Here is a 14,690-nt window from a genome sequence, read left to right on the forward strand (position 1 = left end):
CGCACTACCGAAGAGGTGGTCCATCATGCGTATTCCTTTGCGTCTACCCCTCATGCACGCACAACCTCAGCCCAAAACAGAACACGAGCGAGAAGAGCGCAAGGCCGCGCACGCGCGCTGGCTCGTTTCGCCGTCTGTAGGCCTTCTCGTTCTGTGGATGACGATACCGCTCGCGATGACGATCTGGTTTTCGTTCTCGCGCTACAACCTGCTGAATCCGGATGAAAAAGGCTTCACGGGTATCGACAACTACAAGTTCCTCGCCAGCGATCCTGCATTCGGTCCGTCGATTCTGCACACGCTTCAGCTGATCGTCGCCGTGCTGGTCATCACCGTGGTCGGCGGCGTGCTGATGGCGGTGCTGTTCGACCGCAAGTTCTATGGGCAGGGCATCGCGCGGCTGCTCGCGATCGCGCCGTTCTTCGTGATGCCGACCGTGAGCGCGCTGATCTGGAAGAACATGATCCTGCATCCGGTGTATGGGCTCGTCGCGCAGGGCATGCGCGCGATCGGCCTCACGCCGATCGACTGGTTCGCCGACTATCCGTTGACGGCCGTGATCATCATCGTTGCGTGGCAGTGGCTGCCGTTCGCGTTCCTCATTCTGTTCACGGCGATCCAGTCGCTCGATCAGGAGCAGAAGGAAGCCGCGAAGATCGACGGCGCCGGTCCGTTCTCGATGTTCTTCTTCATCACGCTGCCGCACCTGAGGCGCGCGATCGCCGTGGTCGTGATGATGGAAACCATTTTCCTGCTGTCGATCTTCGCCGAAATCTACACGACGACGGGCGGCGGTCCGGGCAACGCGACGACCAACCTGTCGTATCTGATCTACGCGCTGGGCCTGCAACAGTTCGACGTCGGCCTTGCATCGGCAGGCGGGATTCTCGCCGTGGTGCTCGCGAATATCGTGTCGTTCTTCCTCGTGCGCATGCTCGCGAAGAACCTGAAAGGGGAGTACGAAAAATGAGCCAGGTTGCTGCTACACCCGTTACGACGACCCAGTCGTCGGCCGCTTCGCCGCTCGCCGTCATCCGGCGCAGCATTCCCGGCATCATCGCGTGGCTGCTCGCGTTGCTGCTGTTCTTCCCGATCTTCTGGATGACGATTACGGCATTCAAGACCGAGCAGCAGGCGTACGCGTCGTCGCTCTTCTTCGTGCCGACGCTCGACAGCTTCCGCGAGGTTTTCGCGCGCAGCAATTACTTCGGCTTCGCGTGGAACTCGATCCTGATCTCGGTCGGCGTCACGGTGTTGTGCCTGATCCTCGCCGTGCCGTGCGCGTACGCGATGGCCTTCTTCCCGACCCGGCGCACGCAGAAAGTGCTGCTGTGGATGCTGTCGACGAAGATGATGCCGTCCGTCGGCGTGCTGGTGCCGATCTATCTGCTGTGGAAGAACAGCGGGCTGCTCGATACCGTCACCGGTCTCGTGATCGTCTACACGCTGATCAATCTGCCGATTGCCGTGTGGATGGCGTTCACGTACTTCGCCGAAATACCGCGCGACATTCTCGAAGCGGGCCGCATCGACGGCGCCGCGACGTGGCAGGAGATCGTCTATCTGCTGATGCCGATGGCGCTGCCGGGGCTCGCTTCGACGGCGCTGCTGCTCGTGATCCTGTCGTGGAACGAGGCGTTCTGGAGCATCAACCTGTCGAGTTCGAACGCGGCGCCACTCACGGTCTTCATCGCGTCGTATTCGAGCCCTGAAGGATTGTTCTGGGCGAAGCTGTCGGCGGCGTCGCTGCTGGCCGTCGCTCCAATCCTGATCGTCGGCTGGGTTTCGCAGAAACAGCTGGTGCGTGGCCTTACGTTCGGGGCGGTCAAGTGACGGACACGAGAACCGAATCGAATCTCGCGCTCATCTGCGATTGCGACGGCGTGCTGATCGACAGCGAAGCCGTCGCGGCCGCGATGCTCGTGCACGAGCTCGAAGCGCGCTGGCCCGACGCCGACGTTGCGCCTGTCGTGATGCCATTGCTGGGCTTGCGCATCGAGAGCGTGCTGCAAGGCACGGCGACGCAGTTGGGCAAGACGTTGACGCCCACTGACATCGCCGCGATTCGCGGCGCTGTCGAAGCTGCGGCCGTGAAGGCGCCGATGGTCGACGGCATCGAGGCGGCGCTCGCGAACATTCCGCTCACGAAGGCGTGCGCGAGCAACAGCTTTCGCGCGTACGTCGAAGCGGCGCTGGCGCGCACGGGCCTCGTCCGGCATTTCGGCAACCGGCTGTTTTGCGCGGATGCCGTCGCGCAACCGAAGCCCGCGCCCGACGTCTATCTCGCCGCCGCGCGCGGACTGGGTGTGAGCGCCGATGCATGCCTCGTCATCGAAGACAGCGTGACGGGCGTCACGGCGGCGACGGCGGCGGGCATGACAGTGTATGGATTTATCGGCGGCGGCCATGCGAGCGACGAGCAGATCGGCGCGCTTCATCGCGTCGGAGCGCAACACGTATTCGACGACATGAGGCAATTGCCGGGACTGGTCGCGGACTGGATGCAGCGCATAACGGTCGCATGAAGGCCGCGTGATGGTTACGTCTGGCCGGACGGGCACCGCATGAAAGCCCGCTTTCCGGCATAGCGATTGAACGTAGTAGAGCAGCAGCAACTATTTTGCATGGGACGGAAGTAGACGCCGAAGGCCAACTCCCGTCGACAATGGAGACACATCATGGCAAGCGTAACTCTGCGCAACATCAGGAAAGCTTACGACGACAACGAGGTGATGCGCGACATCAACCTCGACATTCAGGACGGCGAGTTCGTCGTGTTCGTCGGGCCGAGCGGCTGTGGCAAGTCCACGCTGATGCGGATGATCGCCGGCCTCGAAGACATCACGGGCGGCGATCTGCAGATCGACGGCACGCGCATGAACGACGTGCCGCCCGCCAAGCGTGGCATTGCGATGGTGTTCCAGTCGTACGCGCTGTATCCGCACATGACGCTGTACGACAACATGGCGTTCGGCCTCAAGCTCGCGGGCACGAAGAAGCCGGAGATCGACGCCGCCGTGCGCAACGCCGCCAAGATCCTGCACATCGACCATCTGCTCGAACGCAAGCCGAAGCAGCTGTCGGGCGGCCAGCGGCAGCGCGTCGCGATCGGCCGCGCGATCACGCGCAAGCCGAAGGTGTTTCTGTTCGACGAACCGCTGTCGAACCTCGATGCCGCGCTGCGCGTGAAGATGCGCCTCGAATTCGCGCGTCTGCACGACGAGCTGAAGACGACGATGATCTACGTCACGCACGATCAGGTCGAAGCGATGACGCTCGCGGACAAGATCGTCGTGCTGTCGGCGGGCAATCTGGAACAGGTGGGCAGCCCCAACACGCTGTATCACGCACCCGCGAACCGCTTTGTCGCGGGCTTCATTGGCTCGCCGAAGATGAATTTCCTCGAAGGCGTCGTGCAGTCGGTGTCGGCGAAAGGCGTGCTCGTGAAGTACGAAACGGGCGAGACGCAGCTCGTGCTGGTCGAGCCAGGCCGCGCGAAAGAGGGCGACAAGGTGACGGTCGGCATCCGGCCCGAGCATCTGCATATCGACGTGCCGGACTATGGCGTGTCGGCGCGCATCATGACGGTCGAATCGCTCGGCGATGCGGCGTATCTGTACGCCGAAAGCGGCGTCGCGCCCGATGGCCTGATCGCGCGCATTCCGCCGCTCGAGCGGCACGAGAAAGGCGCGACGATCCGCCTCGGCGCAACGCCTGATCATTGCCATCTGTTCGACAGCAACGGGCAGGCGTTCCAACGCAAGATCGTCGAGGTGCTTGCGGCCTGATTCACCGATAGAAAGAGCGCTGCACGGGCGCCGTTGTTCCGCCGTTGTCGGCAAAGATGACGGTGGAGCAACGGCGCCTTGCGTTTGCGGACGCGGACTCGTCCGATAAGCTGCGCATCGTCCGACGGGGCGCGTCGGGCCGGCCAGTCCAGCGCGTTCCGCCGGTTCTCCGTGCATCCCGTCGAACGCGCCGTCAACGCGATTGCAGTCCGAATCGCGCGCGTCAGCGTGCCGCCGCCGACCTACGACGCCATGCCGAGCGCTTGATGCGCTCCATGCCGCGCTAGCGTGCTCGCATCAAGCGCGTGACGCGACGGCCACATCCGCGCCGTGATTAAGCGCGGCGCGCGCGCAAAGTTCGTCGGTGACGAGTCCCGACAGCCAGCCGCCCTTGAGCGCGGCGATCACTGCATTGCGCTTGCGCTCGCCGCCCGCAAAGCCGATCACGGGACGCTTCGGCGGCGAATCGAGCCGCAAGCTCGTCACGCGGCGGCCCGTCGGCGATTCGACGCGCGCGCCGTCGGCATCGATGGGCAGGCCGAGCAATTCGGCGACGGCGCCCAGCGACACCAGTTCCTCCACCTCATCCGACGTGATGAAGCCATCCTCATGCAGCGGACAATGCAAGCCGATATTGCCGATGCCGACGAACGCCACGTCCGCTTCGCCCGACAGCGACTCGACGATCCGGTACAGACGGTGATTGCACCACTGCGCGCGTTCCGCTTCGCTGTCGGCGATCAGCGGCGCGGGCAGCAGGAAGTGCTTGCCGCCCGTCTTTTCGGAGATGTGCAGCGCGACGTCGTAGCGGTTCGACGAACCGTCTTGCGCGATCGCGCCGACCATCGACACGAGCCGATGCTGCGGCCGCTCCAGTTGCGCGACCTGATCGACGACTGCCTTCAACGTGCGCCCGCTGCTCACGGCGACGACCATCGGCCGTTCCTCGCCGAGATAGCGCTCCATGACCTGCGCGCCCGCGACGGCGAGCTTGCGGTCGATCTCTTCGGGATTGTCGTTGTCGACGGGCACGACTTCGCACATCGACAGCCCGTAGCGCTTCGACAACTGCGCGGCGAGCGACAGGCAGTCCGCAAGCTGATGATCGACGCGCACGCGGATCAGGTTCTTCTCGACGGCGAACGCGACCAGCCGCTGCGCGACGGGCCGCGACACCTGCAGTTTTTCGGCGATCTCGTTCTGCGTATTGCCGGCGACGTAGTAGAGCCAGGCGGCGCGCGTCGCGAGATCGAGCTTTTCGGTGGACTTGGGCACGATGGGTTCGCTCAGGATTGCGCCGAAGCGCGTAACACCAGGCAGCCCGCATCGGACGTTCTGGCGTGCTGCATACCGTGCGCATTCGTCGTAGTGCGCATCACGGCCTCACATTACGCGGCGTTTGCATCGCGCGCGGGCACGAACATCGGCTTCACGTGCCGATACAGCGCGCGATAGCTGGCGAGCCGCTCGCGCAGCACGGCATGACGCCGCGTGTTCGGCGTGAATTCGATTTCGACGGGCGGCTTGGTGAGCACCGTCGACGGATCGCCGCCCGCCGCGAGCCAGCCCAGACGCGCCGCGCCGAGCGCCGCGCCCGTTTCGCCGCCGCCGTGCTTGCGCGTCGCCGTGTTCAGCGAATCGGCGAGCAGTTGCGCCCAGTAGTTGCTGCGCGCGCCACCGCCGAGCAGCGACAGCGCGCTTACTTCGGTGCCCGCCGCGCGCAACGCGTCGAGGCCATCCGTCAGCGCAAGCGTCACGCCTTCGAGCACCGCATAGCCGAGCAGCGCGCGATCGGTCGCGTGCGTCATGCCGAAGAACACGCCTTGCGAATACGGATCGTTGTGCGGCGTGCGCTCGCCGGACAGATACGGCAGGAAGAGCGGCGCAGTCGCGAGCGCGTCGTCGGGCAGCTTTTCGACTTCCGCGAGCAGCGTCGGTTCGTCGGTGGACGTCAGCTTGCAAACCCAGCGCAAGCAGCTCGCCGCCGACAGCACCACGCTCATCTGATGCCAGCGGTCGGGAATCGCATGGCAGAACGCGTGCACGGCCGACTCCGGATTCGGCCGGAAACTGTTGCCGATCACGCACAACACACCTGACGTGCCGAGCGACACGAAACCGTCGCCTGGCTGCGTCGCGCCGATGCCGATTGCGCTCGTCGCGTTGTCGCCGCCGCCCGCCGCGACCACGACGGGTTCGCGCAAACCCAGCTCGCGCGCGAGTTCGGGAAGCAGCATGCCCGACGGCGCGCTGCCTTCCGCGAGACGCGGCATATGCGAGCGGTTCAGGTCGCAGGCGGCGAGCAAGGTATCGGACCAGTCTCGCTGCGCGACGTCGAGCCACAGCGTGCCCGCTGCGTCGGATGGATCGGAGACCTTGTCGCCCGTCAGTTGAAGGCGCAGATAGTCTTTTGGCAGCAGCACGCAGGCCGTCTGCCGGAAGATCTCCGGCTCATGGCGCGCGACCCACAGCAGCTTGGGCGCGGTGAAGCCGGGCATCGCCAGATTGCCGGCGATGCGATGCAGGTCCGGCGCGCGCCGGTAAAGCTCATCGCACTCCTCGACGGCGCGCATGTCGTTCCATAGAATCGCGGGACGCAGCACGCGGTCTTCGTTGTCGAGCAGCACCGCGCCGTGCATCTGCCCCGACAGCCCGATGCCGCGAATCTGCGCGAACTGCTCCGGGTAACGGTCGCGCAACGCGAAGAGCGCGGCGCGCGTGCCTTGCCACCAGTCGGACGGATTCTGCTCCGACCAGCGCTGATGCGGACGCGAAACGGTGAACGGAGAACCCGCCGTGCCGATCACGCGTCCGTCGGACGCGAGCAGCAGGACTTTCACTTCGGACGTGCCGAGGTCGATGCCGAGATACATGGGCGCGAAACCTTCGTCGGTAGGAGATGCGCTACTTTAGCCGCATGCCGCTGGCGATGCCATGCGCAATAGACCTGACGCACGGCAGGCTTCGAACGCGGCGATCAATGGGAACGGCCGCGCGTGGATGCAGTGTGGATGCATTTACACGCGCGGCCATGCTGTCATCAGTCGAGCAAAGTGATGTCGACGGTTTTAGCCGGGTTTGGTCATCTTCACGCGCCGCGCTTCGCGAGCCACGCATCGACGCGTTCGAGCGCCGCGCGCACCACTTTCTCGAGCGAAGCCGTGCCCGCCATGCTGCCCCAGAGCAGACGGTCCGCGCAGTAGGCCTGCACCGGATCGGATGCCTTGAAGAAGCCGCGCGCAACGCTCTCGTCCATCACGCCGTCCTGGTACGTGTACGGCAACTGGCCGCGCTGCCATCTGTCGAGAAAGCGGAAGAAGAGCGCGGGCAGCATCGCCGTCGCGTTCGGTTCGACCTTGCGCTCGAAGCACTCGGCAAGCGTCGGCGCGATGAAGCCGGGGATCTTCGAGAAGCCATCGGCGGCGACGCGCTGATTCGTGTCCTGGATATAAGGATTGCCGAAGCGTTCGAGCACGACGTCGCGGTACTTCGCGAGATCGAGCGGACTCGGCGCGAGGCAGGGGATCACGTCCTGTGTCACATAGTCGTGCGCGAACTGGCGGATTTCCAGATCGTGCGTGCCTTCGTGGATATACGAGAGGCCCACCAGCGTGCCCGCCCACGCGATGCAGCTGTGTGTCGCGTTGAGAATGCGGATCTTCGCCTCTTCATACGGCAGCACCGATTCGACCATCTCCGCGCCGACCTGCTCCCACGCCGGCCGCCCAGCAATGAAGTGATCCTCGATCACCCACTGGATGAACGATTCGCCCATCACGGGGCATGCATCGTCGACGCCCGTCGCCGCCTTCACGCGCTCGCGCACATCGGGTGTCGGGCGCGGCGTGATCCGGTCGACCATCGAGTTCGGACATGCTGTGTTCGCATCGAACCATTGACGCAGCGCGCTCGCGCCGCGCCGCTCCAGAAACTCGGTCATGCCCGCGCGGAAGCGCTCGCCGTTGCTGCGCAGGTTGTCGCAGGTTTGCAGCGTGACGGGGCCGGCGTTGCGCTGCATCCGCGCTTCGAGGATCGCGGCGAGCGCGCCGTAGATCGTGGTGCGCGCGCCGTTCAGATCGGCGGACAGATCGGGATTCGCCGTGTCGAGCTTGTGGTGCTCGTCGAGGTAGTAGCCGCCTTCCGTCACGGTGAACGCGATGATCTTGCACGCGGGATCGGCGCCCGCTTCGACGAGCCCATCGAGATTCGCCGACCACGGCACCACGCGCCTGATCGAGCGGATCGTCTCGTAGTCGCGCTTGCCTTGTGGCGTGACGGTTTCGAGCGTGTAGACGCCGTTCTGCGCGGCCAACGCATCGGCGACGGCATTCATGTCGCTGCGGATATTGCCGACGGTGAGCGACCAGTGCGTATCGCCAGGCTGACTCGCTTCGTTGAGCCGGTGCAGATACCACGCCTGATGCGCGCGATGAAACGATCCCGCGCCGATGTGCAGGATCACCTGCGTGCTAGCGCCGTTGTTTGCGCCGCTGCTTTGGCCGCTGTTCATGTGCGTCTCCTGTGTCGACCCGGGGCGGCATGTCGACGAGAGGCGCTTTCGCGCTGACTCCCGCTCCATGCGTTGCCGGGTCCGATGCTAATGAAGTCTTATGCGCACGGTCTTTCGCGTGCGTTACTTGGGATAAGTCTAGAAGCTGTCTCGGCGACATGAGCCGACGATTCGAATCAAGAGCATTTGCTCTCAACGTGAACTAATGATCGTATTCGGCCGATCGAAAGTCAAGGCGAAGGACGGTGCTTTTTCACGGCGGATCGTTGCGCGGCGCGGCGGGACGGGCTTTTCAACGGCTGATGCTTTGGCCGCGAAACGTTGGCAGAAACGTTGGCGGGCGGCCGGTGGGCTGGCTGTTGCGTTGCATCAAATTTGACAGCCAGGAGGCCAGGACTAACCCGAATGCAAAAAAGTATCAGTCGACGGTCTCATTTCTAGTGGCCGCGATTGCCCTCGGGGTCTAACTTTCGCTACACAAGAGCAATGAAGCCGATGGTGCCCGCGAGACGCGAAACGCAAGGCGCCGGACGAAGGAACAGGAGGAGGACCGACGTGCAACCCGATCTGGAACTGGTCAGCGTGCGACGCGACGAGTCGTTCAAGGTGTGGTATCACGGCTTTCCGTACCGCACCGTGCGCTGGCATTTTCATCCGGAATTCGAAATCCATCTGATCGTCGCGACGACGGGCAAGATGTTCGTCGGCGATTACATCGGCAGTTTCGCGCCGGGCAATCTCGTGCTGATGGGTCCGAACCTGCCGCACAACTGGGTCAGCGAAGTGCCCGAAGGCGTGACGATCGCGCAGCGCAATCTCGTCGTGCAGTTCGGCCAGGACTTCGTCGCGCATTGCACGGAGAGCTTCCCCGAATGGCGCACGCTCGAAGCGCTGCTCGCCGATTCGCGGCGCGGCGTGTCGTTCGGCGCGCAGACGAGCGCCGCGATCCAGCCGCTCTTCATGGAACTGCTCGAGGCGCGCGGCCTGCGCCGCATCGTGCTGTTCCTGTCGATGATGGAAATCCTGTTGAACGCAAGCGACCGCGAACTGCTCGCGAGCCCCGCGTATCAAAGCGACCCGACCAGCTATGCATCGACGCGCATCAACCATGTGCTGTCATATATCGGCAAGAACCTCGCGTCGGAGTTGCGCGAATCCGATCTCGCGCAGCTCGCGGGGCAGAGCGTGAGCGCCTTCTCGCGATACTTCCGACGCCATACGGGCCTGCCGTTCGTGCAGTACGTGAACCGCATGCGCATCAATCTCGCATGTCAGCTGCTGATGGATGACGAGCTGAGCGTCACCGACATCTGCTACAAGGTCGGCTTCAACAATCTGTCGAACTTCAACCGGCAGTTCCTCACGGCGAAGGGCATGGCCCCATCGAAGTTCCGCCGCTTCCAGCAACTGAACGACGCGAGCCGCGATGCTTCCGAAGCGGCAGCCGCGCTCGGCAAGGGCATCGCGAACGCGCCCTCGATCGTGCCCGCCGTGCAGGCGCGAAACCATGCGCACGCTCAGCCGCGCGCCGCACCTGCGGCGTATCCGCCTCTGGGCTCGCCAGTCGCCACGACATAGAGCACTCCGGCATCAACGACGTTTCACCCACTCATCGCGCGCCCGAATCGCGCGAGGGACGCACTCATCCTCATAAATGGAGACAACCATGACGCACACCGCTTCGCACCCTACGCACCCTACGCGCACATTGCGCCTGCGCGCCGCGCTGACCTTCGCCGCCGTGATGCTCGGCGCGCCGCTTCTTGCGCCGGCGACTGCCAACGCCGCGCCGCTGAAAATCGGCATGACGTTCCAGGAACTGAACAACCCGTATTTCGTGACGATGCAAAAGGCGCTGAACGACGCCGCCGCATCGATCGGCGCGACGGTCGTCGTCACCGATGCGCATCACGACGTGAGCAAGCAGGTGAGCGACGTCGAAGACATGCTCCAGAAGAAGATCGACATCCTGCTCGTGAACCCGACCGACTCGACGGGCATCCAGTCGGCCGTGACGTCGGCGAAGAAAGCGGGCGCCGTGGTCGTCGCCGTCGATGCGAACGCGAACGGTCCCGTCGATTCGTTCGTCGGCTCGAAGAATTTCGACGCGGGGCAGATGTCGTGCGAGTACCTTGCGAAAGCAATCGGCGGCAGCGGCGAAGTGGCGATTCTCGACGGCATTCCCGTCGTGCCGATTCTCGAACGCGTGCGCGGGTGCAAGGCGGCGCTCGCGAAGTTCCCGAACGTGAAGCTCGTCGATACGCAGAACGGCAAGCAGGAGCGCGCGACGGCGCTGTCCGTCACCGAGAACATGATTCAGGCGCATCCGAACCTGAAGGGCATCTTCAGCGTGAACGACGGCGGCTCGATGGGCGCGTTGTCCGCGATCGAATCATCGGGCAAGGACATCAAGCTGACGAGCGTCGACGGCGCGCCTGAAGCGATCACCGCGATCCAGAAGCCGAACTCGAAGTTCATCGAAACGTCCGCGCAATTCCCGCGCGACCAGATCCGTCTCGCGATCGGCGTGGCGCTCGCGAAGAAGTGGGGCGCCAATGTGCCGAAGGCGATTCCCGTCGACGTGAAGCTCGTCGACAAGGACAACGCGAAGGGCTTCAGCTGGTAAGCGATGTGTTGCCTTGCAGTGACGCTTGTTTTTTTCAGGCAAGCGTCACTGCATGAACAAGGAAACGCGATGGACACGGTCCTCAAACTCGACAACATCACGAAGAGCTTTCCCGGCGTGAAGGCGTTGCAGCGCATTCATCTCGAGATCGCGCGCGGCGAGATTCACGCGCTGCTCGGCGAGAACGGCGCGGGCAAGTCGACGTTGATGAAAATCCTGTGCGGCATCTATCAACCCGACGACGGCACGATCGTGATCGACGGCGAAGCGCGGCACTTCGCGAACTATCACGATGCCGTCGCGGCGGGCGTCGGCATCGTGTTTCAGGAGTTCAGCCTGATTCCGTACTTGAACGCCGTCGAGAACATGTTCCTCGGACGCGAGTTGCGCAATCGCTTCGGGATGCTCGATCGCACGCAGATGCGGCGCGCGGCGGCCGAGATTTTCGCGCGGCTCGGCGTCGCGATCGATCTGTCCGTGCCGATTCGCGAACTGTCGGTCGCGCAGCAGCAGTTCGTCGAAATCGGCAAGGCGTTGTCGCTGAACGCGCGCATCCTGATTCTCGACGAACCGACGGCGACGCTCACGCCCGCCGAAGCCGAGCACCTCTTCACGATCATGCGCGACCTGAAGCGGCACGGCGTCGCGATGATTTTCATCTCGCACCACCTCGAAGAAATTTTCGAAGTGTGCGACCGCATCACCGTATTGCGCGACGGCCAGTATGTCGGCATGACGGATGTGGCAAAGACGGACGTCGGCCGGCTCGTCGAGATGATGGTCGGACGCAAGATCGAAAGCAGCTTTCCGCCGAAGCCCGCGCTGCCCGTCGATGCAAAGGTCGTGCTCGAAGTGAACGCATTGCAGTTGCACAAGGACGGCCCCGTGAATCGCTTCACGCTGCGCGAAGGGGAAATACTCGGCTTTGCGGGACTCGTCGGCTCGGGGCGCACGGAGACGGCGCTCGCCGTCATCGGCGCGGATGCGGCGCACGTGAAGGACGTTCGCATCAACGGCGCGCCGGCCAATCTGTCCGATCCCGCCGACGCATTGAAGTCCGGCATCGGCATACTGCCCGAAAGCCGCAAGACGGAAGGGCTGATCACGTCGTTCTCGATCAAGCAGAACATCTCGATCAACAACCTCGGCAAGTACCGCGCCGCGCGCTTCTTCATCGATCATGGCAACGAAGCGCGCGCAACGGCCGACATCATGAAGCGCGTCGGCGTGAAGGCACCGACGATGAACACGGAAGTCGCGACGCTGTCGGGCGGCAATCAGCAGAAAGTGGTGATCGCGCGCTGGCTCAATCACCACACGAACATCCTGATCTTCGACGAGCCGACGCGCGGCATCGACGTCGGCGCGAAAGCGGAAATCTATCTGCTGATGCGCGAGCTCACTGCGCGCGGCTACTCGATCATCATGATCTCGTCGGAACTGCCGGAGATTGTCGGCATGTGCGATCGCGTCGCCGTGTTCCGGCAGGGCCGCATCGAAGCGATGCTCGAAGGCGACCAGATCGAATCGAACGCCGTGATGACTTACGCAACCGCTGGTGCGACAGCCGGCACTCGTGGAGCAACACAGCATGAACACGCCTGATACTTCCTCCAAGACATCGACCGTCGCGTCCGATACGCCAGGCGCGCCGTTGCGCCTCAACTGGGCGAGCATCAAACGCTCAACGCTGTTCTATCCGTTCATCGGCTTGCTCGTGGTGTGCATCGTGATGGTGTTCGCGAGCGACAGCTTTCTGTCGGCGGCGAATCTCGAGAACGTGCTGCGCCAGGTGTCGATCAACGCGATCATCGCCGTCGGCATGACGGCCGTGATCTTGACGGGCGGCATCGATCTGTCCGTCGGTTCCGTGATGGCGCTCTCGGGCACGCTAGCCGCGGGCCTGATGGTGGCGGGGCTCAACGGCGTCGCCGCGATCGCGATCGGCATTGCTGTCGGCCTCGGCTTCGGTTTCGGCAACGGCTTCTTCGTTGCGTTCGCGGGCATGCCGCCCATCATCGTCACGCTCGCGACGATGGGCATCGCGCGCGGCCTCGCGCTGATCTACACGGGCGGCTATCCGATCGACGGCCTGCCCGACTGGGTGAGTTTCTTCGGCAGCGGCAAGGTGTTCGGCATTCAGGCGCCTGTGCTCATCATGCTCGTCGTCTATGCGATCGCGTGGCTGCTGCTCGAACGCATGCCGTTCGGCCGCTACGTGTATGCGATCGGCGGCAATGAGCAGGCGACGCGTCTTTCCGGCGTGCGCGTCGCGCGCGTGAAGCTGATCGTCTACACGCTTGCGGGTTTGACGTCGTCGTTCGCGGCCATCGTACTCACGTCGCGCTTGATGAGCGGCCAGCCGAATGCGGGCGTCGGCTTCGAGCTCGATGCGATTGCAGCTGTGGTGATGGGCGGTACGTCGATATCGGGTGGACGCGGCTCGATCATCGGCACGCTGATCGGCGCGCTGCTGCTCGGCGTGCTGAACAATGGCCTCAACATGGTCGGCGTGAATCCATACGTGCAGAACGTGATCAAGGGCGGAATCATTCTGCTCGCGATCTACATCAGCCGCGACCGCAAGAAGTGAATTTCCCTTTCCTTTGTTCTCCCCTTAAAAGCAGGGCAATGCAATGACCACTCAGGACACCACCAAAAGCATGACGGCGATCGTGTGCCACGCGCCGAAGGACTATCGCGTCGAACGCGTGACGAAACCGCAGGCGCGCGCGCACGAACTCGTGATCCGCATCGCCGCGTGCGGCATCTGCGCGAGCGACTGCAAATGCCATTCGGGCGCGAAGATGTTCTGGGGCGGCCCGAGCCCATGGGTCAAGGCGCCCGTGATTCCCGGCCACGAGTTCTTCGGCTACGTGGAAGAACTCGGCGAAGGCGCCGCGGAACACTTCGGCGTGAAGAAGGGCGATCGCGTGATTGCCGAGCAGATCGTGCCGTGCGGCAAGTGCCGCTACTGCAAGTCCGGCCAATACTGGATGTGCGAAGTGCACAACATCTTCGGCTTTCAGCGCGAAGTCGCGGACGGCGGCATGGCCGAATACATGCGCATTCCGCCGACGGCAATCGTCCACAAGATTCCCGACGGCATCTCGCTCGAAGATGCCGCGATCATCGAGCCGCTCGCGTGCGCGATTCACACCGTCAACCGCGGCGACATTCAACTGGACGATGTGGTCGTGATCGCGGGCGCGGGTCCGCTCGGTCTGATGATGACGCAAGTCGCGCATCTGAAAACGCCGAAGAAGCTCGTCGTGATCGATCTGGTCGACGAGCGTCTCGAACTCGCGCGCGAATACGGCGCGGACGTGACGATCAATCCGAAGAACGACGATGCGCTCGCCATCATCCGGTCGTTGACGGACAACTATGGCTGCGACGTCTACATCGAAACGACGGGCGTGCCTGCCGGCGTGAATCAGGGCATGGACCTCATTCGCAAGCTCGGGCGTTTTGTCGAGTTTTCCGTGTTCGGCGCCGAGACTACAATGGACTGGTCGATCATCGGCGACCGCAAGGAACTCGATGTACGCGGCGCGCATCTCGGGCCTTACTGCTATCCGGTTGCGATCGACCTGCTGGCGCGTGGGCTCGTCACATCGAAAGGCATCGTCACACATGGCTTCTCTCTCGAAGAGTGGGACGAAGCGATCAAGGTCGCGAACTCGCTCGATTCGATCAAGGTGCTGATGAAGCCGGCCCGATAGTCCCGTGCCTGATCCGTCATTCCGAAGGAAAACAGACAGTG

The 14,690-nt window shown here is 63.6% G+C and carries 13 protein-coding genes; 10 read left to right on the forward strand and 3 right to left on the reverse strand.

The window, feature by feature from the left end; translation table 11 throughout:
- Positions 1 to 25: 25 nt before the first annotated feature.
- The 4 genes from AABE10_RS06815 to AABE10_RS06830 all read left to right on the forward strand — a co-directional run bounded on the left by AABE10_RS06815 (position 26) and on the right by AABE10_RS06830 (position 3,788).
- A complete protein-coding gene (locus AABE10_RS06815; RefSeq protein WP_342932528.1) occupies positions 26 to 970 on the forward strand; it encodes a sugar ABC transporter permease in 945 nt (314 codons plus the stop codon).
- Positions 967 to 1,833, forward strand: coding sequence for a carbohydrate ABC transporter permease (locus AABE10_RS06820; RefSeq protein WP_342932529.1), 867 nt, complete (start codon positions 967 to 969; stop codon positions 1,831 to 1,833). The genes AABE10_RS06815 and AABE10_RS06820 overlap by 4 nt, the downstream gene beginning before the upstream one ends.
- Positions 1,830 to 2,525, forward strand: coding sequence for an HAD family phosphatase (locus AABE10_RS06825; RefSeq protein WP_342932530.1), 696 nt, complete (start codon positions 1,830 to 1,832; stop codon positions 2,523 to 2,525). Before AABE10_RS06820 ends, AABE10_RS06825 begins: the two co-directional genes overlap by 4 nt.
- 153 nt (positions 2,526 to 2,678) lie before the next feature.
- Entirely contained in the window at positions 2,679 to 3,788 is a 1,110-nt protein-coding gene (locus AABE10_RS06830) for a sn-glycerol-3-phosphate ABC transporter ATP-binding protein UgpC (RefSeq protein ID WP_342932531.1), read from the forward strand.
- A 297-nt stretch (positions 3,789 to 4,085) separates the two neighbouring features.
- On the opposite strand, the gene AABE10_RS06835 is transcribed toward AABE10_RS06830, so the two are convergent.
- From AABE10_RS06835 to dalD, 3 genes are all read right to left on the reverse strand, one after another.
- Positions 4,086 to 5,063, reverse strand: coding sequence for a sugar-binding transcriptional regulator (locus tag AABE10_RS06835; protein ID WP_342932532.1), 978 nt, complete (start codon positions 5,061 to 5,063; stop codon positions 4,086 to 4,088).
- A gap of 113 nt (positions 5,064 to 5,176) precedes the next feature.
- Positions 5,177 to 6,661 (reverse strand): xylulokinase, encoded by a 1,485-nt coding sequence (gene xylB, locus AABE10_RS06840; RefSeq protein ID WP_342932533.1) that lies wholly within the window; start codon positions 6,659 to 6,661, stop codon positions 5,177 to 5,179.
- Positions 6,662 to 6,876: 215 nt separating this feature from the next.
- Positions 6,877 to 8,298: a D-arabinitol 4-dehydrogenase gene (gene dalD, locus AABE10_RS06845; protein WP_342932534.1), complete on the reverse strand. Its 1,422-nt coding sequence runs from the start codon at positions 8,296 to 8,298 to the stop codon at positions 6,877 to 6,879.
- A gap of 205 nt (positions 8,299 to 8,503) precedes the next feature.
- Here dalD and AABE10_RS06850 point away from each other — a divergent pair, with 205 nt between their 5' ends.
- The 6 genes from AABE10_RS06850 to AABE10_RS06875 all read left to right on the forward strand — a co-directional run bounded on the left by AABE10_RS06850 (position 8,504) and on the right by AABE10_RS06875 (position 14,649).
- Positions 8,504 to 8,677, forward strand: a complete 174-nt coding sequence (locus tag AABE10_RS06850; protein ID WP_342932535.1) for a hypothetical protein — start codon at positions 8,504 to 8,506, stop codon at positions 8,675 to 8,677.
- 176 nt (positions 8,678 to 8,853) lie between these two features.
- Positions 8,854 to 9,876, forward strand: a complete 1,023-nt coding sequence (locus AABE10_RS06855) for an AraC family transcriptional regulator (protein WP_342932536.1) — start codon at positions 8,854 to 8,856, stop codon at positions 9,874 to 9,876.
- An 88-nt stretch (positions 9,877 to 9,964) separates the two neighbouring features.
- The gene (locus tag AABE10_RS06860; RefSeq protein WP_342932537.1) at positions 9,965 to 10,924 is read left to right on the forward strand and encodes an ABC transporter substrate-binding protein; all 960 of its coding nucleotides are present in this window, start codon (positions 9,965 to 9,967) and stop codon (positions 10,922 to 10,924) included.
- A 69-nt stretch (positions 10,925 to 10,993) separates the two neighbouring features.
- The gene (locus tag AABE10_RS06865) at positions 10,994 to 12,529 is read left to right on the forward strand and encodes a sugar ABC transporter ATP-binding protein (RefSeq protein ID WP_342932538.1); all 1,536 of its coding nucleotides are present in this window, start codon (positions 10,994 to 10,996) and stop codon (positions 12,527 to 12,529) included.
- Positions 12,516 to 13,517, forward strand: coding sequence for an ABC transporter permease (locus tag AABE10_RS06870; protein ID WP_342932539.1), 1,002 nt, complete (start codon positions 12,516 to 12,518; stop codon positions 13,515 to 13,517). Before AABE10_RS06865 ends, AABE10_RS06870 begins: the two co-directional genes overlap by 14 nt.
- 43 nt (positions 13,518 to 13,560) lie before the next feature.
- The gene (locus AABE10_RS06875; protein ID WP_342932540.1) at positions 13,561 to 14,649 is read left to right on the forward strand and encodes an alcohol dehydrogenase catalytic domain-containing protein; all 1,089 of its coding nucleotides are present in this window, start codon (positions 13,561 to 13,563) and stop codon (positions 14,647 to 14,649) included.
- Positions 14,650 to 14,690: the final 41 nt, after the last annotated feature.

The sequence above is a fragment of the Paraburkholderia diazotrophica genome (assembly GCF_038900755.1).
Classification (GTDB): Bacteria; Pseudomonadota; Gammaproteobacteria; order Burkholderiales; family Burkholderiaceae; genus Paraburkholderia; species Paraburkholderia diazotrophica_A.

Bases quoted from the DNA above. Each gene is read 5' to 3' on its own strand.
- AABE10_RS06815 (WP_342932528.1), top strand. From the start codon at position 26: ATGCGTATTCCTTTGCGTCTACCCCTCATGCACGCACAACCTCAGCCC.
- AABE10_RS06820 (WP_342932529.1), top strand. From the start codon at position 967: ATGAGCCAGGTTGCTGCTACACCCGTTACGACGACCCAGTCGTCGGCC.
- AABE10_RS06830 (WP_342932531.1), top strand. From the start codon at position 2,679: ATGGCAAGCGTAACTCTGCGCAACATCAGGAAAGCTTACGACGACAAC.
- xylB (WP_342932533.1), bottom strand. From the start codon at position 6,661: ATGTATCTCGGCATCGACCTCGGCACGTCCGAAGTGAAAGTCCTGCTG.
- dalD (WP_342932534.1), bottom strand. From the start codon at position 8,298: ATGAACAGCGGCCAAAGCAGCGGCGCAAACAACGGCGCTAGCACGCAG.
- AABE10_RS06850 (WP_342932535.1), top strand. From the start codon at position 8,504: ATGATCGTATTCGGCCGATCGAAAGTCAAGGCGAAGGACGGTGCTTTT.
- AABE10_RS06860 (WP_342932537.1), top strand. From the start codon at position 9,965: ATGACGCACACCGCTTCGCACCCTACGCACCCTACGCGCACATTGCGC.
- AABE10_RS06865 (WP_342932538.1), top strand. From the start codon at position 10,994: ATGGACACGGTCCTCAAACTCGACAACATCACGAAGAGCTTTCCCGGC.
- AABE10_RS06870 (WP_342932539.1), top strand. From the start codon at position 12,516: ATGAACACGCCTGATACTTCCTCCAAGACATCGACCGTCGCGTCCGAT.
- AABE10_RS06875 (WP_342932540.1), top strand. From the start codon at position 13,561: ATGACCACTCAGGACACCACCAAAAGCATGACGGCGATCGTGTGCCAC.